Below are 18,513 nucleotides of genomic sequence, written 5' to 3'. Positions count from 1 at the left end.
CCGGCCGGTTGCCCCGGTTTCCAGTAGGGCGCTGATCCGTAAAAGTCCGCTTAAGGCAAAAGCAGCAAACGACTCGGGACAACACATGGCAGATCAGAAGACCACAAGACCGGCCGCGACCGTGGTGCCCCATTCCAAGGTCCGCAGCCTGCGCGAAACCCTGCGCAAGGTGCGCCTTGGCGAGGCCGAGCGGGCCGATGTGGTCATCGATCTGCAGGACACCGAACGTGTCCGCCTGAAGATGCTGGCCGAGGAACTGCAGGATGTCTTCAAGGAAGTTCCGGAGGATGACGACCAGTTTTCCTTCCAGATCATTCCAGGCTCGACGCCGCGCCTCTGGATCGATGTGACGAGCCATATCGTTGTTGCCGGCGACCTGAAGACCTACCGCTTCCTGAAGGACACTCGTCTCGGACGTCTCGTCATTCTGGAGACGGCCGATATCGACGACATGGCGGACTGCGTGACGGAATATATCGCGGAACGCATCATCGAGCGGGAGCGGGCGCTGGAAGGCGACTGGCTCGACAAGCGCATGAAGGCAGCCATCGCAGGCAATTCAGCCCGTCCTGCCGGTGCATCCGTCTGGGCGCCTGTTGCCCTGTCGTTCCTCGTGGGATCTCTCGCCGGAGCCGCTGGCCTGATCGCCTTCGCCTGGTTTGCCTATCCGATGCTGTGAGGGGCGGTCTGCTGCTGTGACTGGGGCCAGTTTTGCGCAGGGGCGTCGCCCCGGCCAAGCGGAGCGCGAGCCGGGGTCCACTCGTTCGCAGAGAGCAGCCATTGTCCGGTGCGGTCCAGAGGCGTGATTTTTTCTCGTGCAAGCAGCTTTTCCGGGTCTCGTTTTTACCGCTCTGGAAACGAGTGGTCCCCGGATCTCCGCTTCGCTCTCGTCCGGGGCGACCGCCTGAGTGAGGTTGAAGGGCGGGGCAAAACCACATGCAGGCGCCGTGCCCGGCTGATGGAGAGGCCGCAGGTTTGTCCGCAGTCTGAAGGCGGCACTATCGCCCCGCCGGAATCGCGATTTCCCGCTCTGCTATCGTGCTGATGCCTTCGCCGGCGTGCAGAAAGCCGCGTTCCTGCATGAGGCAGCGCCAGTTGCCGTTTTCCCGGGTGATGCTGAAGAGATTGTAGCGGGCGCCGGGATGGCGGCCGCCGGGAGCGTGGCTGGCGGACGGCACGCCGATGACCGGGACCGGGCCGTTCAGGCCGTCGATGGAGGTCAGGCTGTCGATATGGGTGTGGCCATGCAGCACGAGTTCTGCCCCGCTACGCTTGACGGCGGCGCGCAGGCGCGAGGCATCCTCCAGGCGCTTGTGCCAGCGTGTGGCACCCTTGAACGGGGGGTGGTGAATCATCACCACACGGAACAGGCCTTCTTTGCCCGTTTCCTCCAGCATCTCCTGCAGCCGGCGCGATTGCGGCACGCCGATGCGGCCGGTGGCAAGGCCCGGTGCGCTGGCGCGGGCGGTTGAAACACCGATGAGCGCCAGCGGTCCGCGGCGGCGCAAATAGGGAAAATGCGCCTTGATGCTGGTGCGGCTGTCCGGCTCTGCCGGATGGTCGCCGGTCATATAGGGGCCCCAGGCCTTGAAGGCGGACTTCAGTGCGCCCGGCACATAGGCATCGTGATTGCCCGGCACCAGCGACATCACTTCCGGCGGCGCCACCGCATCCAGCCAGACCTTGGCAGCTTCGATTTCCAGGGGAAGGGCGATGTTGACGAGATCACCGGTCAGGGCAATGTGATCGGGTGCCCCGGCCAGCATGTCTTCGACAAGGCCAGCCAGATAGCCGCCGCCCATGGCCTTGTTCCGGTTCCGCCGCCAGTTCACATAGCCAAGAATACGCTTGGACAGGAGCTGCAGCAGCTCTGGCTCGGGGAGTGGGCCGAGGTGCGGATCGGAAAGATGGGCAAGACGGAACATGCCTTTCCTTCCCCCGTGTGCCTTGACCCGTCAAGCAAAAAACGCCCCGGTGGGGCGCTTTCGGCAGCTTCGCTTCACGTCTGTGCTGCGTCCGGGCCGCTGAAAGGGCCTGCTGCGCAGCGTCCAGATTGCCAGTATCAGTTGGCAGCGAAGGTGGTCAGAGCAGCGCGGATGCGCGGGTTGCTCATGTCAACTGCGGGCTTCCATGCGAAGCGGCGGTTGCGAGTGCGGCGCGCGAACAGGGCGGTAAACATGTCGGTCTCATCTGGTTTTCCGGCGGGAGCCTTGCACAGACATTGCGCAAGTGGCTGCCTATTTCTTCATCGGAATGACCTGAATATAGTCACTCTTCGCGGGCGCACAACTCATGGAAGTGGCGGGCTGCCCTGCGTTTCCTGCATGACAGGTGAACAGGTTTTTACCGCGTTTTCCGGGAAGGGCTTGCCCTGACCACAATGTTCAGCATACTGCCGCGCATGTACAAGGTTCTGCGTATTTTGCCGCCAGTTCTGCTGCGCCGCGTCATCCATTCCGCCAATCTTTTCCGCAGTGCGCATACGCTCGGCGTCCGCGTGGTCATCCGCGATGCCAATGGCTATGTGCTGCTGGTCAAGCACACCTATCTGCCCGGCTGGTATCTGCCGGGGGGCAGTGTGGATGTGGGCGAAACCTTGCAGCAGGCGGCCGTGCGTGAGGTCTTCGAGGAGACCGGGATCGTGGCTCAGGCTGAACCGCACCTGCTCGGGATTTATCACAACCGTGAGGGCTCCAGCCGCGACCACGTGGCCCTGTTCGAGATCCCCGTCTGGCAGCCGCCTGTCTCCTCACCCGTCCCCAACAAGGAAATCCAGGAAGCGCGGTTCTTTTCGCCCAATGCGCTGCCGGTGGACATAACCGGGGCGACTCAGCGGCGTGTGGACGAGATTTCCGGGCGGCTGCATCCCAGCGCCTACTGGTGAGCCGGCTGTTCCCGGCAGCTCTTGCAAAAACTGCTGGACCCGCCCGCCAGCTTCATGATACTCGCGATCCATTCCGGCTGCAGTTGCGCCGGAGACGGGACGAGACACGATGATTTCGAGCCACGAACAGCGACGACGACGGAGCGCACGGGACTTTTTCCCGATCGCACGCGCGCGTCTTGTATCTGGCTGCTGACCGGTCCGTCCGTTGGCATCTTCAGGGCAGGGCGCCAGAACGCCATACCATGCACCTGAGATGTCATCTGCCATGAAGACTGAGAACTGGTTCGTCCGTCTTGAAGCGCCCTCCGACGAGGCCGCCGTTGAAGCCCTGCAAGCCGAAGCCTTTGGTCCGGGGCGTTTCGCCCGGACGGCCTTCCGCATCCGCGAGGGCGTGCCCCATTCCGCGGATCTGAGCTATGTCGGCACTGCTGACGGGTCCATCGCCGGGTCCGTGCGGCTGACGCCGATCCGCATTGGCGAAACGCCCGCCATGCTGCTGGGGCCGCTCACGGTTGCGCCCGAGTACAAGAACCGGGGCCTTGGCAAGCTGCTGCTGCGCACGGCGCTGGATGAAGCCCGGCGGCTGGGTGAAACGGCAGTGCTGCTGGTGGGCGATCCTCCCTATTACGGCCCGCTCGGCTTTGCCCCGGTGCCCTTCGGGCAGATCACCCTGCCGGGACCGGTCGATCCGGCCCGCCTGCTGGTGGCTTGCCTGACAGATGCTCCCATGCCCTCCGGCGCAGTGCGCGGCGGCCGGTAAGCGCGAGCTCTGTTTCGGAAATCAACTATCGATTGAAATTTTATATAATTTCAACAACGGTATGGGTCCCGCCTTGAGAAAACCCATCTTAAGGTATACCGTGTGAGGTAGTTTGATGCAGCCGCCAGTTAAAGTGCTTCAAGCTCGTTTCTATGTGTCGAAATCCGGCCGCCAGCCTGTCCGGGAATGGCTTCTGGAGATGACGCGGGAGGACAGGCAGACGATTGGTGAGGATATCAAGACGCTGGAGTATTGCTGGCCGGTTGGCATGCCAAGGTGCCGTGCCATCAAGGGCCTCAGGCACATGTATGAGGTTCGTTCAAACATATCTGATGGCAGGACCGCTCGAGTTCTTTTCCTGCTGAATGGCGGGCAAATGGTCCTGTTGCATGGGTTTTTGAAAAAGAGTCAGGCCTTGCCCCAGCATGAACTGGAGGTAGCAGTGGGTCGAATGAAAGAGGTGCTGAGCCATGTCTTGCATTGAGGACATAAACGCTGACAACCCGCATCTTGGAGACAGCCTCGACAGTCTGCTCGAAGAAGACGGTCTGCTGGAAGAGGTGACGGCGGTTGCGATCAAGCGCACGCTGGCGCTCCAGCTTCTGCACGCCATGAAGACGCAGAAGATCACCAAGTCCGAGATGGCGCGCCGGATGCGCACCAGTGCCTCGCAGCTGGAGCGTATCCTTGATCCGTCCAATGACCGGGTGCAACTCGACACCTTGCTGAAGGCCGCTGCTGCTGTCGGCCGCAAGCTGACCTTCAGCCTGACCTGAGCCTCTCACCTTCCCTCGCGGTACCAGGCGAGGGACAGGGCGCCGAGGAGAAGGGCGAGGCCGAAGAGGCCGTTGAAGACCGGGTAGCGGTCGATCCCCTTCAGCACGCTTGCCTCGGATGTCTTCAGCCCCATCCAGCCGCTGCCGGAGAAGCCGTCGGCCCGGTTCATGGGCACGATGCGCGGCAGGTTCACCTCGCCGCCCGCATCAGCCAGCCGCACCGCCGCGCCGCCTGTGTGGGAAGCAAGGGGGGCGAGTTTGGCCGTCGTGGAGATGACATCGGCAAATTCGCGCGGGTTCTGCGGTCCGACGTGGATGAGGGCAGTGCGCTCGCCATCCGTGACGGTGTAGAGCCCAAGGCCGGTGACACGCTGGCCGCTGGTCCACAGGCCCGGCTCTTCCTGCGCCAGCTCAAGCTGCTGCTGCGCGCCGGATGGGTCCGTCAGCGTGACGGGGGAAACGCTTTCGCCCAGGGTCTGGCGCTCGATCCGCAGCATCGGGCCGCGCAGGGAGAGGCGCAGCGCCTCTTCCTCCAGATCCGGCTCCTTCATCAGCCAGTGACCGAGGCGGCGCAGCAGCGGCACGTAGGGGCCGCCGCCTTCATAACCGCGCGCCCAGAGCCAGACGTGGTCGGACAGAAGCGTCGCCACCCGGCCTTCGCCCTGACGGCTGAGGACCAGCAGCGGCAGATCGCTCGGGCCGGTCATCAGCTGTTCGCCCGCATCGACTTCCGCCTCGACAGCGCGGAACCAGCGGCTCCACTGCGGCGGCTCGGCGCCGGCGCCGGGCAGGCCACGGGTCACCGGGTGACGGCTGCCAAGCTCGGAAACCTCCGGATAGAACGGGCCTTCAATGACATTGCCGGTGGGGCGGGCGGGCAGGACCGGGGCCATGGGCGTGCGGTAGATGGTGGCCGCTTCCGCATAATCCGGCCCGCCCGCGATCAGCAGCGCGCCGCCTGCCTGCACATAGCGGGCGATGTTGTCGAAATAGAGCATCGGCAGCACGCCACGGTTCACGTAGCGGTCGAAGATGATCAGGTCGAACTCGTCGATCTTTTCGGAGAACAGCTCGCGCACGGGGAAGGCGATCAGCGAAAGCTCGTTGACCGGCGTGCCATCCTGCTTTTCCGGCGGGCGCAGGATGGTGAAATGGACGAGATCGACCGAGGCATCGGATTTCAGCAGGTTGCGCCAGGTGCGCTCTCCGGCATGGGGGGACCCGGAAACCAGCAGCACGCGCAGATTCTCGCGGATGCCGTCCACCGTCACCACCAGACGGTTGTTCACCGGCGTCAGTTCGCCGGGAAGCGTATCCGTCTCGAATTCAAAGATGTTCTGCCCGCCGTGGGTGATCTGCACGGGAATGTCAGCCGTCTGGCCGGGCTGCGCCCGCAGTTCGGCCAAGGGCTGCCCGTCGCGGCGCACGCGGATGGTGGCAGGCTGTCCGGCACCTTCCAGCGTGCCCGTGTCGCGCACTTCCACGCGGACGGTCTGTTCCGATCCGACAAGACCAAAGCGCGGGGCGCGGACCAGCGCCAGCCGCCGGTCGCCCTCATCGGGCCGTCCGGTCACCAGCGCATGAAGCGGCGCCTTGAAGCCGAGTGCATCGGCCGTGGCGGGAATGTCGTGCACCTGTCCATCGGTGATCATGATGGCCCCGGCCACCCGGTCGGGCGGCACATCCGAAAGGCCGCCGGAAAGGGCGCTGAACAGCGCCGTGCCGTCATCTTGCGTGCCGGGGTTCACCTCGATACGGCGCAGCTCGAAGCCGGGGAGGGCGGCCAGCCGCTCTTCCAGTTCGCGGGCGGCGTTATCGGTGACCTCCGCACGGTTTTCCAAAGCCTGGCTCTGGCTCTTGTCCACCACCAGCGCAACGACGCTTGAAAGCGGCTCCCGGTCTTCCCGGTCCAGTGCCGGATTGGTGAGGGCGGCAAGAGCCAGCGCCAGCGCCAGCGCCCGCAGCCATGTGCCGCGCACCCGCATCAGAAGGCCTGCCACCAGGAAGCCCAGCACCAGCACGGCAGCGCCGCCCAGCACCGGCCAGGGCAGGAAGGGAGCAAAGGAAAGGGACCAGTTCATCGCCGCGTTCCCCTCACTGTCCCAGCCGTTCCAGCAGCGCCGGAACGTGCACCTGATCGGCTTTGTAGTTGCCGGTCAGGCTGTACATGACGATGTTGACTCCGGCGCGGAAGGCATATTCGCGCTGGAGCGGATCATCCGGCACCGTGGGGTAAAGATAGGTGCCATTGGCATCCACGGCCCATGCAGCGGCCATGTCATTGCCGGTGATGAGGATGGGCGACACGCCGTCGCCCGCACGCACCGGCCGCCCGTCATCTGCCGGGGCGTCTTCGCTGGCCTCCACCCAGAGCGGGCTTGTGGCATAGCGGCCGGGGAAGGTTTCCAGCAGGAAGAAGGTCTTGGTCAGCACGTGGTCGAAGGGCACGGGCTCCAGCGGCGGCACGTCGAGGCCGTCAAGGATCTCGCGCAGCTTGGCTGTGGCTGGCGTCGTGCCGAAACCGCTGGCGGAACTCGCCAGATTGTCGCGCGTGTCGAACAGGATGCTGCCGCCATTGCGCATGAAACTGTCGATCCGCGCCATCGTGCGCTCATCCGGCTTGGCAGTGGAAGGATCGACCGGCCAGTAGAGCAGGGCGTAGAAGGCGAGCTCGTCCCTTGAAATATCGACGGCCATCGGCGTGCCGGGCTCCAGTGCGGTCCGGTCGGCAAGATAGCGCGACAGGCCTTCCAGCCCGGCAGCGGATGCCGCATCAATCTCGGCATTGCCGGTCACCACATAGGCGAGCCGTGTCTCCAGCGTTGCTTCCAGCGCCTTTACATCGTCAGCGCTATCCTGCGCCCCGGCTGGTGACGGCTGTGCCACAAGCGAAAGGGCGAGGGCGGGCACCAGCAGCAGCGCACCCGCCGTGCGGACCATCCGGCGCAGGCGCAGGCGGCTGATGAGGCCGGCCAGCAGCAGCACGATCAGCGCGTCCAGTGCCATCAGGCCGAAGGCGGAGAGGAACAGCGGCGCCCGCAGGTCTGCCGGTTCACTGTCCGCATAGGGACGAAGCTCCGCGTTGGGGGAGAGGGACATGTCGAGCGGCACGAGCTTGGCCCCCTGATCCAGAAGATTGAGCGCCCGGAAGCCGTCATCTGCGCCATAAAGGCCCGGCGGCGTGGCGCGGCTGGCTTTCGTGCGGGCAAAGTCGGCCACGGCAATGGGGGAGACATCGGCACGCGGGCTGGAGAGAACGCCGTAACCATCCAGCAGGCGCAGCGGCGGCAGAACGTTGCGCACGGCGGTGTCGGTTTCAAGCGCGGCGCTGGTGCCGGTTTCTTCCGTCTCTGCAGAGGGCGCTGCGGCTGCCGGGTTGGACAGGGCCACGATCCGCCGCAGCATCTCCACATAGACGCCGGAGAGCGGCAGGTTGGACCAGCCGGTGTCGGCCGTGACGTGGAACAGCACGATGGCGCCGGTGCCGCGCGACTGGGCGGTGACGAGCGGCGTGCCGTCGCTGAGCATGGCCCAGCTGTGGTCCGGCAGATCGGCGGTGGGCTCGGCCAGCACCTGCCGGGTCACTTCCACCTCTTCAGGGATCGTGAGCCCGGCAAAGGGCGACTGCTGCGGGAAGGGCGCCAGCTTCTGCGGCTGCTCCCAGGAGAGGCTTCCGCCCAGCGTGCGGTCTCCGGCGCGCAGTCGCACCGGCAGCAGGCCATCCGTGCCGCCTGCGGTTCTGGGCCCGGCAAAGCGCACCAGCAGCCCGCCGCCTTCCACCCAGCGGCCAAGCTCGGCGGCGGCATTGTCCGGCAGGCGGCCGACATCGGCCAGCATCACCACCGAGACGCCTTCGGCGAGCAGATCCGGAACGGATTCGCTGAGGTCTGCCGTGCGCGGCGTCTTGAGATCGGCAAAGGGCGCAAGGGCGCGCTGCAGGTAGTAGAGCGGCGAGAGCAGCGGCTGCGACTGGTCGGCACCCGCACCGGAAATCAGCGCAACCGTGCGCCGCCGCCAGCTGTCATCCAGCAGCTTGACTGCGCCCGAAGCGCGTTCGCCGCTGACTTCCAGCCGGGCAATGTCATTGCGCAATTCGCTCGGCAGGGAGAAGGAGGCCGTTGTCTCCGTCGCGCCATCCGCAAAGGCGGCATCCGTCTCGCCAATCGTCAGGCCGCGCATGTCGGCGGCACGCACGCGCACGGTTGCCGGGCCTTCGCCGGGCTTGCGGATCACGGTCACGGTCAGCGCGTCGGCATTGCTGCTGAGGCCTGCAAGGCCCATGGGGGTCCTGAGGCCGGTGTAGACGGTGAGCGGTTTGGCTCCCAGCATTGACCCGAGGTCGCGCTGGAAAGCACCCGGCGCGTCATCTTCCAGCCCGTCGGAAATCCACACAGCCTGCTCGACCGGATTGTCCTGCAGGGCCTTGCGCAGGGCGGTGATCAGTTCGGCGCGCTGGTGGGCGTAGGCGCGAGGCTCCAGCGCCCGCAGCCGCTCACCTGCGGCAGCCGCGGTGGAGGGCGTGAGCGTCTGGCCGGGGCCTTCGGCAGTGGCGAGCAGCATCACCGGCGTGCCGGATTCCGTCGCCGTATCAAGGATCTGCTGGGCCGTGGCGGTCTGCCGCTCCCAGTCCCGTGCGGAGGTCCAGCCATTGTCGATGACCAGCAGCAGCGGCCCGCCCTCAAGCGCCAGCCGCTCTGCCGGACGCCAGACGGGGCCGGCGAGGGCGAAAATCAGCAGGGCGGCGAGCAGCAGGCGCAGAGCGGTCAGCCACCAGGGGCTCTTCTGCGGGGTTTCCTCGTGCTTCTCGATCTCCAGCAGCAGCCGGGTGGGCGGGAAGGTGACCTCACGCGGGCGCGGCGGGGTGAGCCGCAGCAGCCACCAGATCACCGGCAGCAGGGCGAGGGCGGAGAGGATCAGCGGTGAGGCAAAGCCGATGGGAAGGCCGAACATGGATCACCGCCCTCCCATGCCGGAGGCCATCACGCCCGGCTGGCCGGACAGGCGGCCATGCAGCGCCAGCAGCGGCTCGGTGGCGGGCCTGTCGGTGTGGTGCAGAATGTGGCTCCACCCGGCGCGCCCGGCAATTTCGCGCAGCTGCGCCTTGCGGGCGGCAAGCCGTGCCTGATAGGCCTCGCGCCAGCCCTCGGCCCGGCCTGTCGTCAGCCGCAAGCCGCCTTCGGGATCGCGGAATTCCACACGCCCGTCGAAGGGAAAGCTCTCCTCGATCGGATCAAGGATCTGCACCAGATGCCCGCGTGCGCCGGTCGAGGCCACACGGCCCACCCATTCGGTGATTGATGCGATGGGATCAAGGAAATCGGCGATCAGCACCACATCGGAGAACCGGCGCACGGCGGTGGTGTCCGGCAGGGCATTGGTGCGGGGGGCGTGGGCAAGGGCTGCTGCCATGCGTTCCGGTGCATCGCGGCTGGTGAGGGGGCGGGTGAGGCCGGGCAGGCCGACGCGCTCGCCGCTGCCGGAAAGCATGCTGGCGAGAGCCAGCATCAGCACCAGCGCCCGGTCGCGCTTGACCACCGGAGCAAGCTTCGAGCCGAAATTCATGGAGGGCGACAGGTCGGCCCAGAGCCAGACGGTGTGGGCCGCCTCCCATTCGCGCTCGCGCACATAAAGATGCTCGTCACGGGCGGAGCGGCGCCAGTCGATGCGGCGCGCGGGCTCACCCATGGAGAAGGGGCGGAACTGCCAGAAGGTTTCGCCCGGTCCTGCACGGCGGCGGCCATGCCAGCCGGTGGCAACCGTATTGCCCACCTGGCGCGCTTCCACCAGCAGCTCGGGCAAGGCTTCGGCCACGGTGCGGGCGGAGGCGAGCATGCCCGGCCCCAGCCCGCTGGTCTGTGTTGTGTCTGCTGCCGGTGCCGTGCTGGTGCCTGCCATTCAGGTCCTCCCGGCTCAGCCGATACGGGTCTTGAGGCGGGAAATCACCTCGCGCACGGTGTGGCCATCGGCGCGGGCGGCAAAGGTCAGCGCCATGCGGTGCTGCAGCACCGGTTCGGCCAGTGCCAGAACATCATCGATGGAAGGCGCAAGGCGGCCCTCGATCAGGGCGCGGGCGCGGACGGTCAGCATCAGCGCCTGACTGGCGCGCGGGCCGGGGCCCCAGGCGATCAGCCGGGACAGATCATCGCCTTCGCCCTGTTCTGCCGGGCGGGCGGAGCGGACCAGCTTCAGGATGGCATCGACCACGCTTTCGCCCACCGGCATCTGGCGCACCAGCGCCTGCAGCGCGATCAATTCTTCCCCGTTCAGAACGGCGGTGGGCTTGGCCTCGGCAGAACCGGTCGTCTCCAGCAGGATGCGGCGCTCGGCTTCCAGCGTCGGGTAATGCACGTCGATCTGCATCAGGAAGCGGTCCAGCTGGGCTTCCGGCAGCGGATAGGTGCCTTCCTGCTCCAGCGGGTTCTGGGTGGCGAGCACGTGGAAGGGGCGGGGCAGATCATGCGGCTGGCCGGCCACCGTCACGTGATATTCCTGCATGGCCTGCAGCAGGGCAGACTGGGTGCGCGGGCTGGCACGGTTGATTTCGTCGGCCATCAGCAGCTGGGCGAAGACCGGGCCGGGGATGAAGCGGAAGCCGCGCGTGCCATCGGCGGCCTGCTCCATCACTTCCGCGCCGAGAATGTCGGAGGGCATCAGGTCGGGGGTGAACTGGATGCGCCGGGCGTTGAGGCCAAGCACCGTGCCCAGCGTTTCCACCAGCTTGGTCTTGGCAAGGCCGGGCACGCCGACCAGCAGCCCGTGGCCGCCGGCGAGAATGGTGACGAGCGCGCGGTCCACCACAGCTTCCTGGCCGAAGATCACCCGGGCCACATCGGCGCGCGCCGCACCAATGCGGGCGACGGCCTTTTCGGCCTGCTCAACAATGTTGACGGAGCTGGCGGGCGTGGTGGTGATTGCGCTCATGGAAACCTCTTCAAGCCGTTGTCCGTGTCCTTGCCCGGCGGGAAAGGGAGGGCGTTCCGTCTTTCATATACCGGCCATCCTTGCGGCGGCCTGATGCGGCAGGCAGATCGCTGCTGCATCCGTTCACTCTGACAGTTTATCCGGGCCGGTATAAGCCTTTTTTCCGTGCGCCGGGTTGTGCACAGGCCTACGATGCTCCAGATCAGTGTGGATCACACAGTGCCCCGGTGGCGGAACCATGGCAGAAACAGCAAGGCGGATGCAGCGGCCCGATTGATGACAGACGAAACCCGGCTTTCCACTTCTGCAGGCCCGGCCCGGCTGGCTGACGCGCTGGCGGCGCTGATTGCCCGTGCGGGCGGCGGTGATGGCAAGAAACCGCCGGTAGAGCGCTGGAATCCGCCATTCTGCGGCGACATCGACATGGCGATCCACGAAGATGGCTCCTGGTCCTACATGGGCTCTCCTATTGGCCGTGAGGCGCTGGTCAAGCTGTTTGCCTCGGTGCTGCGGAAGGACGAGGACGGGTGTCACTATCTTGTGACCCCTGTGGAAAAGGTCCGCATCCGCGTCGCAGACGCCCCGTTCCTCGCTGTCGAGATGCACAGCCTCGGACAAGGCGACTCACGGACGCTCACGTTCCGGTCAAATGTTGGCGATGTGGTGGCTGCAGGGCCGGAAAATCCGCTGCGTTTCCGGCTGGATGAAGAAAATGATGGTCTTGTGCCCTATGTTCTGGTGCGAGGGCGGCTGGAAGCACGGCTGACACGTCCGCTGCTCTATGATCTGGCGGAGCTGATCGAGGAAAAGGACGGGGTGCCGGGCGTGTGGAGCGGCGGCGCGTTTTTCCCTCTGCCAGAGGGGGCATTGGGCGGGACGGAACGGGGAGGCGCAGACCAGTCATGAGCGTGATGGACGCAATCGGGTCCCGGACCGGACGGACGCCAGGCGCGGCAGACGATCTGTTTTCTCTTGAAGGTTTCCGCTCCCGTGCGCTGCGGCGCCTGCCATTTGCCGCTGAGCGGGACACGGGCGACCATATTCTCAATCCGGACCTTGGGCCTTATGCCAAGTGGACGGGGGATCCGCGCGAAGCGGCTGTGCTGATCCCGGTTCTCGCCCGGCCGCTGCTGCAGGGGCTGGAGCCGGGCGAAGCCTCGGTGCTTTTCACGCTGCGCACGCCGCATCTCAATGCCCATGGCGGACAGATCGCCTTTCCCGGCGGCAAGATCGATCCGGAAGACGGCAGCCCGGAAGCTGCTGCCCTGCGCGAGGCGCAGGAGGAAATCGGGCTGGATCCGTCGGCCGTCGAGCCCTTCGCCCGCCTGTCGCCCTATCTCACCGGGTCCGGCTACCGGATTACGCCGGTCGTGGGCCTTGTGCATGAACTGCCGCCGCTGACGGCCAATCCGGGCGAAGTGGCGGATATCTTCGACGTGCCGCTCGGATTTCTGATGCGGCCTGAAAATCACCAGCGCCAAAGCCGTGAATGGCAGGGCCGCCCGCGCTACTTCTATGCCATGCCTTATGAGACCCGGTACATCTGGGGTGTCACGGCCGGCATCGTGCGCTCGCTTTATGAAACGGTCTATGCCTGATGTTCCGCATTACACTCACCCAGGTCGGTTTCTTCCTTCTGCCTTTCGCGGTCTATGCCCTGTGGCTGTGGCTCTCGAAGAAAACGGAGACGGCCAAGGCCTGGAGCCGGGGCCATATCTTCTGGTTGACCGTTGCGGGCGGGCTGCTGGTCATTGTCAGCTTCGTGGTGATGGCCAGCTTCAAGGAAGGCCATGAGGGCCAGACCTACCGCCCGGTGGAATTCCGCGATGGCGTTCTGGTGCCGGGCCGCTATGAATAGGGCCTGAAACGCGGACGCCGAAAGCGACTGACATCATGACCTTGCCCCGCAAGCTCCCCGATTCTGCCGTGCCATGGCTGCGCGGCGCTGCGATCCAGCGCGTCTTCGATGCCCTGCAGAAGGATGGCGACGAAGTGCGGGCCGTGGGCGGGGCGGTGCGCAATGCGCTGCTGGGCGAGCCGATCCGTGACGTGGACATGTGCACCACCGCCCTGCCGCAGCAGGTGATGGAGCGGGCGGAAGCGGCCGGGCTGAAGGCTGTGCCCACCGGCATAGACCATGGCACGGTGACGGTGATCAGTTCCGGCGAGTCCTTTGAGGTGACCACCCTGCGCGAGGATGTGGAAACCTTCGGCCGCCACGCGGTGGTGCGCTTCGGCCGGGACTGGGCGCATGACGCGGCCCGGCGTGATTTCACCATGAATGCGCTCTATTGCGGCGCTGACGGCACCATCCATGATCCGCTCGGTGGCGGGCTGGAGGATTGCCTTGCCCGCCGGGTGCGTTTCATTGGCCGGGCGGAGGACCGTATCCGCGAGGATTATCTGCGCATCCTGCGCTTCTTCCGCTTTCATGCCACCTATGGCGCCGGCCCGACGGATGACGAGGGCCTGTCCGCTTCCGTGCGCCTGCGTGGCGGGCTGACGCAGCTTTCGGCGGAGCGGATCGGCGCGGAGATGAAGAAGATCCTTGCCGTCGGAGCCTGCCCGCCGGTGATCGCCGTCATGGAAGGGACGGGCATCCTGCCGCTGCTGACGGGTGGTGTGGCCCGTCTTGCCAGCCTTGCCGCGCTGAAGTCTCTCAGTGATGAACTGCCGGAAGCCGGTTCGCCCATTCTGGCACTTGCCTGCCTTACCGGTTTCGTGGGCGAAGACGCCGGGCGCATCGCCCGCCGCTGGCGCCTGTCCAATCAGGAGCGGAGTGTGATGTTCCGCGCCGTCGAAGGGTCCGCTTCCCTGCTGCAGGCGTCAGATCCTGCAGCCGTGCTGAAGGCGCAGATGCTGGCCTGGGGGCGGGAGACGGCGCAAGAGGCCCTCATTCTTGCCCATGCCCGCGCCCGTTCGGCCGCCCGCGATGAAGCGGGTTTCGCGGGCCTGCATGAGCTGGCCCGGAGCTGGGACATTCCGGTGTTTCCGGTGACGGGGCATGATCTCATCACCGCAGGCGTGCCGAAAGGCCCGGCGCTGGGCTCTGCGATGGAGCACCTGCGCCGCCTCTGGGCCGCCTCGGACTACCGGGCAGCCCGCGACGAGCTTCTTGCCGCGGTTGCCGCAAAATGAAGGCTTACGGCCACTTCACCACGGGCGGCATGGAGGACAGGATCGAGGCGACGTTGCCGCCGGTCTTGAGGCCGAAGATCGTGCCGCGGTCGTAGAGAAGATTGTACTCCACATAGCGCCCGCGCCGGATCAGCTGTTCCTCGCGCTCTGCCTCTGACCAGGGCTTCTCGAAGTTCGCCCGTACCAGCTCGGGATAGATGCCGAGGAAGGCAAGGCCGACGTCCTTGGTGAAGGCAAAATCCGCGTCCCAGTCGCCGGAGTTCAGATAGTCGTAGAAAATGCCGCCAATGCCGCGCGGCTCGTTGCGGTGCTTGAGGAAGAAATACTCATCGCACCACTCCTTGTATCGGGGGTAGTCAGCGTTCTTGTGCGGGGCACAGGCCTCTTCCATGGCCTTGTGGAAGGCGATGGAGTCCGGGTCCGTCTGGGTGCGGCGGGCATCGAGCACCGGCGTCAGGTCGGCGCCGCCGCCGAACCACTGGCGCGTCGTCACCACCATGCGGGTGTTCATGTGCACCGCCGGAACATGCGGGTTCTGCGGGTGGGCGATCAGGCTGATGCCCGACGCCCAGAACCGCGGGTCTTCCGAAGCGCCGGGGATCTGGCCCCGGAATTCGGGCGAGAATTCACCATGGACGGTAGAGACATGCACGCCCACCTTCTCGAACACCCGGCCGTGCATCATCGACATGACGCCGCCGCCGCCCTTGGTGCCGCTGCTGTCGGTGCGCTCCCATGGGGTGCGGACGAAACGGCCGGCCGGCTGATCCGCCAGCGGTCCGCCCTTCACGCCGATCTCGTCCTCCAGATCCTCGAAAGCCTGACAGATCCGGTCGCGCAGGCTGGCGAACCACTCGGGCGCAACAGTCTTCTTGGTCTCGATATCTGCGGGCACGGGTCCGCCGCGTGTGGGCTCGGCTGCCTTGGTCATGGGCGCTCCTTCGTCATTTCTGTTGCCGCCATGCGCTTGAGCTGGGGCGGCCGATTCTGGCTCTTCTTATCAAGCCCCTGCCGCGATTTGCAAAGCGGTGATCTGTCCTGCCGGAGGTCAACGGGAGGGGATTGGAAAGGTTCCGGTCTGGCGCAAGGCCTCGCCCAGCACCATGGCGGCGGAAACCGCGACATTCAGCGAGCGCATGCCTGCAGCCATCGGGATGGTGATCCGCGCATCGGCGCTGTCATGCACGGCATCGGGCACGCCCGCGCTTTCGCGGCCCAGCAGCAGCATGTCGTCCGGCCCGAAGGTGAAGTCCGTGTAGGGCAGGATGCTTTTGGTTGTCAGCAGCACCAGCCGCCGCCCGGCAGCCTTGCGTGCTTCCTCGAAGGCGGCCCAGTCGAGGTGCCGGATGAGGGCGGCCCGCTCCAGATAATCCATCCCGGCCCGCTTGAGCGCGCTGCCGGACAGGGGAAAACCGGCTGGCTCGATCAGGTGCACGCGCACGTCAAGGCAGGCGGCCATGCGGATCATGGTGCCGGTGTTCTGCGGGATATCCGGCTGGTAAAGGGCAAGGTCTGGCATGGCCACGCAGTGCCCGGTTTTCCGCCGTTTGTCCAGCGGCTGGAGCCTGTCCCTTGCAGCCTGCGGCAAGTCATTACAGCAATTTAAGCCCCTTGCGGCTGGCCATTCCCGGTGCGGGTGCTAAAACCCTGCAAGGGGACATCTCGAAACCGGACCAAGCCTTTGAACAGAATTTTGCGCTGCCTTGAAGGCTGGATCGACCCCTTCGTTTCTGCGCCTGCCGGAAAACTGCCCGTCACCGCAGGCGCCTATCTCTGGTTCCTCGTGCGCCAGTCGCCCTGGCCCTTCGTGGCCATGCTGCTGCTAGGCGGGGCGACAGCTCTGGTGGAAGCAGGGCTCTACAGTTTCATCGGCATCATTGTCGATCTGCTGCAGACCACGCCGAAGGACGAACTCTTCAGGCAGAACTGGCAGCTTTTCGCAGGCATGGCGGCCGTTGTTCTGGTGCTGCGCACGGTGCTGGCCTTTTTCACCGCAGGCGTTGAAGAGCAGACCGTGGTGCCCGGCTTTTATGCCCGCGTGCGCTGGCAGGCGCATCAGCGGATCATGGACCAGAGCATCGCCTTCTTTCACGACGAATTCGCGGGCCGCATTTCGTCCAAGGTCTGGCAGGCCGGGCAGGCGGCGGGCGAGTTCATGGTCACGCTGCTGCAGGTGGTCTGGTACATCGCGGTCTACGCTCTGGCGACGCTGCTGCTGCTGGGCGAACTGAACTGGCGCCTTGGCGCGGCCATTCTCGTCTGGCTGGCGGTCTTCTCGGTGATCGCCCGCTACTATGTGCCGCGCATCCGCAACCATTCCCGCGCCGCTGCCCATGCGGCTTCCGGCGCGACAGGACGGCTGGTTGACACCTACAGCAACATCCAGACGGTGAAGCTGTTCAGCAGCCGCGAGAGCGAACAGGCCGGTGTGCGGGCGATTTTCGAGAGCTACCTTGCGGTGCTCAAACGCTTCACCCGCAACCTGACCGAAGTGCGCTCGCTGATGTCGCTGCTGAGCAGCGTCATGATGGTGAGCATCGGCTGGTTCTCCCTCGTGCTGTGGCAGGATGGCATCCTGACGGCCGGCGATGTGGCGGTGGCGCTGGGGCTGGCGCTGCGGCTCAATCTTCTGCTGGGGCGGATGCTGGGCCAGCTCAACTCCCTGTTCCGCTCCTTCGGCACATTGCAGGACAGTGTCGACATGCTGACGCGTCCCATTGCCGTCACGGACCAGCCGGGCGCTCCGGCGCTGATGGTCAGCGCGGGCGCGATCGTTTTTGACAAGGTGAGCTTCCACTATGGCAAGCGCGGGGGCGTCATCGATGATCTGAGCTTTGCGGTGAAGGGCGGGGAGAAGATCGGCATCGTCGGCCCCTCAGGCGCGGGCAAGTCGACGCTGGCCAGCCTGCTGCTGCGCTTTCATGATGTGGAGAGCGGGCGCATTCTGGTGGACGGTCAGGATGTCCGGCAGGTGACGCAGGCCTCGCTCAGGGCGCAGATCGGCATGGTGGCGCAGGACACCTCGCTGCTGCACCGCTCCATCCGCGAGAACATCGCCTATGGCCGGCCGGATGCCACCATGGCGATGCTTGAGGATGCGGCGCAGCAGGCCCATGCGCTGGAGTTCATCCAGAACCTGAAAGACAGCAAGGGCCGCTCCGGCTTCGAGGCGCAGGTGGGCGAGCGCGGGGTGAAACTCTCCGGCGGCCAGCGCCAGCGCATCGCCATTGCGCGCGTGCTCTTGAAGAATGCACCCATTCTGGTGCTGGATGAAGCGACCTCTGCCCTTGATTCAGAGATCGAGGCTGCCATTCAGGACAATCTGATGCCGCTGATGCAGGGCAAGACGGTGCTGGCCATCGCCCACCGTCTTTCCACCATCGCGGCCATGGACCGGCTGATCGTCATGGACGGGGGAAAGATCGTCGAGGAGGGCACCCATGAGGCGCTTCTGGCGCGCGGCGGGCTTTACGCGGATCTGTGGGAGCGCCAGTCCGGCGGGTTCCTGCCTGCCGGGGAAATGATGGCTGTTGAGGAAAGGTGACATCCGTCTTGCGTGATCCGGCAGACATGAGGCCACGTAAGATCTCCCAGAAGGGGGACTTCCGTATGGGTCAGATCATCACCGCCTACCTTGCCACTGCCGCCGTATTTCTTGCGATTGACGCGGTATGGCTCGGAAAAGTGGCAACGCGTTTCTATTTTGACCGCATCGGGCATCTGATGATGGACAAGCCCAATCTCGGTGCGGCGGCGATTTTCTATCTGCTTTACGTCGGCGGTCTTGTCTTCTTCGCTGTGCTGCCTGCACTGAAGTCTGAAAGCATCTGGACAGCAGTGGTCTGTGGTGCGGTCCTAGGTTTTATTGCGTATGCAACCTATGACATGACAAATTATGCAACTCTCAGAAACTGGCCGCTGGAGGTTGTTTTCGTTGACATTGCCTGGGGCGCATTCCTCAGTGCGGTATCGGCTGCCGCTGGCTATGCCATCACGAATAAGCTGTTGTCCTGAACGATTTATCCCTCCGC

18 protein-coding genes are annotated in these 18,513 nt (G+C 65.4%); 11 read left to right on the top strand and 7 right to left on the bottom strand.

Translation table 11 applies throughout. The annotated features are described in order from the left end of the window. Positions 1 to 85: 85 nt before the first annotated feature. Positions 86 to 679 carry a hypothetical protein gene (locus ACVNHC_RS09430; protein WP_050474957.1) on the top strand — a complete coding sequence of 198 codons (594 nt, stop codon included), beginning with the start codon at positions 86 to 88 and terminating at the stop codon, positions 677 to 679. A gap of 319 nt (positions 680 to 998) precedes the next feature. On the opposite strand, the gene ACVNHC_RS09425 is transcribed toward ACVNHC_RS09430, so the two are convergent. Beyond that, positions 999 to 1,925, bottom strand: a complete 927-nt coding sequence (locus ACVNHC_RS09425) for a metallophosphoesterase family protein (protein WP_457167068.1) — start codon at positions 1,923 to 1,925, stop codon at positions 999 to 1,001. Between the two features lie 476 nt (positions 1,926 to 2,401). On the opposite strand from ACVNHC_RS09425, the gene ACVNHC_RS09420 reads away from it, so the two are divergent. The 4 genes from ACVNHC_RS09420 to ACVNHC_RS09405 all read left to right on the top strand — a co-directional run bounded on the left by ACVNHC_RS09420 (position 2,402) and on the right by ACVNHC_RS09405 (position 4,423). After that, positions 2,402 to 2,884: an NUDIX domain-containing protein gene (locus ACVNHC_RS09420; RefSeq protein ID WP_208977564.1), complete on the top strand. Its 483-nt coding sequence runs from the start codon at positions 2,402 to 2,404 to the stop codon at positions 2,882 to 2,884. Positions 2,885 to 3,152: 268 nt separating this feature from the next. Beyond that, positions 3,153 to 3,647, top strand: a complete 495-nt coding sequence (locus tag ACVNHC_RS09415; RefSeq protein WP_019963908.1) for a GNAT family N-acetyltransferase — start codon at positions 3,153 to 3,155, stop codon at positions 3,645 to 3,647. A 115-nt stretch (positions 3,648 to 3,762) separates the two neighbouring features. Further along, positions 3,763 to 4,131 (top strand): type II toxin-antitoxin system RelE/ParE family toxin, encoded by a 369-nt coding sequence (locus ACVNHC_RS09410; protein ID WP_457167067.1) that lies wholly within the window; start codon positions 3,763 to 3,765, stop codon positions 4,129 to 4,131. Beyond that, positions 4,118 to 4,423 (top strand): helix-turn-helix domain-containing protein, encoded by a 306-nt coding sequence (locus tag ACVNHC_RS09405; RefSeq protein WP_122520607.1) that lies wholly within the window; start codon positions 4,118 to 4,120, stop codon positions 4,421 to 4,423. Before ACVNHC_RS09410 ends, ACVNHC_RS09405 begins: the two co-directional genes overlap by 14 nt. Positions 4,424 to 4,428: 5 nt before the next feature. Here the strand turns inward: ACVNHC_RS09405 and ACVNHC_RS09400 are convergent, their stop codons facing one another. The 4 genes from ACVNHC_RS09400 to ACVNHC_RS09385 are packed head-to-tail and all read right to left on the bottom strand — an operon-like array spanning position 4,429 to position 11,344. Beyond that, positions 4,429 to 6,504, bottom strand: a complete 2,076-nt coding sequence (locus ACVNHC_RS09400) for a hypothetical protein (protein WP_457167066.1) — start codon at positions 6,502 to 6,504, stop codon at positions 4,429 to 4,431. A 13-nt stretch (positions 6,505 to 6,517) separates the two neighbouring features. After that, positions 6,518 to 9,373 (bottom strand): DUF4159 domain-containing protein, encoded by a 2,856-nt coding sequence (locus tag ACVNHC_RS09395; RefSeq protein WP_457167065.1) that lies wholly within the window; start codon positions 9,371 to 9,373, stop codon positions 6,518 to 6,520. Positions 9,374 to 9,376: 3 nt separating this feature from the next. Then, a complete protein-coding gene (locus tag ACVNHC_RS09390; protein ID WP_457167064.1) occupies positions 9,377 to 10,318 on the bottom strand; it encodes a DUF58 domain-containing protein in 942 nt (313 codons plus the stop codon). A 15-nt stretch (positions 10,319 to 10,333) separates the two neighbouring features. Further along, positions 10,334 to 11,344: an AAA family ATPase gene (locus tag ACVNHC_RS09385; protein ID WP_050474963.1), complete on the bottom strand. Its 1,011-nt coding sequence runs from the start codon at positions 11,342 to 11,344 to the stop codon at positions 10,334 to 10,336. Positions 11,345 to 11,620: 276 nt separating this feature from the next. Here ACVNHC_RS09385 and ACVNHC_RS09380 point away from each other — a divergent pair, with 276 nt between their 5' ends. From ACVNHC_RS09380 to ACVNHC_RS09365, 4 genes are read left to right on the top strand one after another with little or no spacing between them, the layout of a single operon-like run. After that, positions 11,621 to 12,250 carry a DUF1285 domain-containing protein gene (locus tag ACVNHC_RS09380; RefSeq protein ID WP_457167063.1) on the top strand — a complete coding sequence of 210 codons (630 nt, stop codon included), beginning with the start codon at positions 11,621 to 11,623 and terminating at the stop codon, positions 12,248 to 12,250. Between the two features lie 5 nt (positions 12,251 to 12,255). Continuing rightward, positions 12,256 to 12,942: a CoA pyrophosphatase gene (locus tag ACVNHC_RS09375; protein WP_058900708.1), complete on the top strand. Its 687-nt coding sequence runs from the start codon at positions 12,256 to 12,258 to the stop codon at positions 12,940 to 12,942. Beyond that, positions 12,942 to 13,202, top strand: coding sequence for a DUF6111 family protein (locus ACVNHC_RS09370; protein WP_050474966.1), 261 nt, complete (start codon positions 12,942 to 12,944; stop codon positions 13,200 to 13,202). Before ACVNHC_RS09375 ends, ACVNHC_RS09370 begins: the two co-directional genes overlap by 1 nt. Before the next feature lie 35 nt (positions 13,203 to 13,237). Continuing rightward, a complete protein-coding gene (locus ACVNHC_RS09365) occupies positions 13,238 to 14,482 on the top strand; it encodes a CCA tRNA nucleotidyltransferase (protein ID WP_457167062.1) in 1,245 nt (414 codons plus the stop codon). 4 nt (positions 14,483 to 14,486) lie between these two features. Here the strand turns inward: ACVNHC_RS09365 and hemF are convergent, their stop codons facing one another. Both hemF and ACVNHC_RS09355 read right to left on the bottom strand, forming a co-directional pair. Continuing rightward, positions 14,487 to 15,413, bottom strand: a complete 927-nt coding sequence (gene hemF / locus ACVNHC_RS09360; protein WP_457167061.1) for an oxygen-dependent coproporphyrinogen oxidase — start codon at positions 15,411 to 15,413, stop codon at positions 14,487 to 14,489. 117 nt (positions 15,414 to 15,530) lie between these two features. Continuing rightward, the gene (locus tag ACVNHC_RS09355) at positions 15,531 to 16,001 is read right to left on the bottom strand and encodes a tRNA (cytidine(34)-2'-O)-methyltransferase (protein ID WP_457167369.1); all 471 of its coding nucleotides are present in this window, start codon (positions 15,999 to 16,001) and stop codon (positions 15,531 to 15,533) included. A 162-nt stretch (positions 16,002 to 16,163) separates the two neighbouring features. On the opposite strand from ACVNHC_RS09355, the gene ACVNHC_RS09350 reads away from it, so the two are divergent. Together ACVNHC_RS09350 and ACVNHC_RS09345 are read left to right on the top strand one after the other, a co-directional pair. Beyond that, complete coding sequence (locus tag ACVNHC_RS09350; protein WP_457167060.1) at positions 16,164 to 18,026, top strand: ABC transporter ATP-binding protein; 1,863 nt, start codon at positions 16,164 to 16,166, stop codon at positions 18,024 to 18,026. A gap of 65 nt (positions 18,027 to 18,091) precedes the next feature. Next, positions 18,092 to 18,496 carry a DUF2177 family protein gene (locus ACVNHC_RS09345; protein ID WP_050474970.1) on the top strand — a complete coding sequence of 135 codons (405 nt, stop codon included), beginning with the start codon at positions 18,092 to 18,094 and terminating at the stop codon, positions 18,494 to 18,496. Positions 18,497 to 18,513: the final 17 nt, after the last annotated feature.

Source organism: Pannonibacter sp. Q-1, from assembly GCF_054073275.1.
Note: the sequence above shows the minus strand (reverse complement) of the source record. Positions and strands in the feature narration are given on the sequence as shown.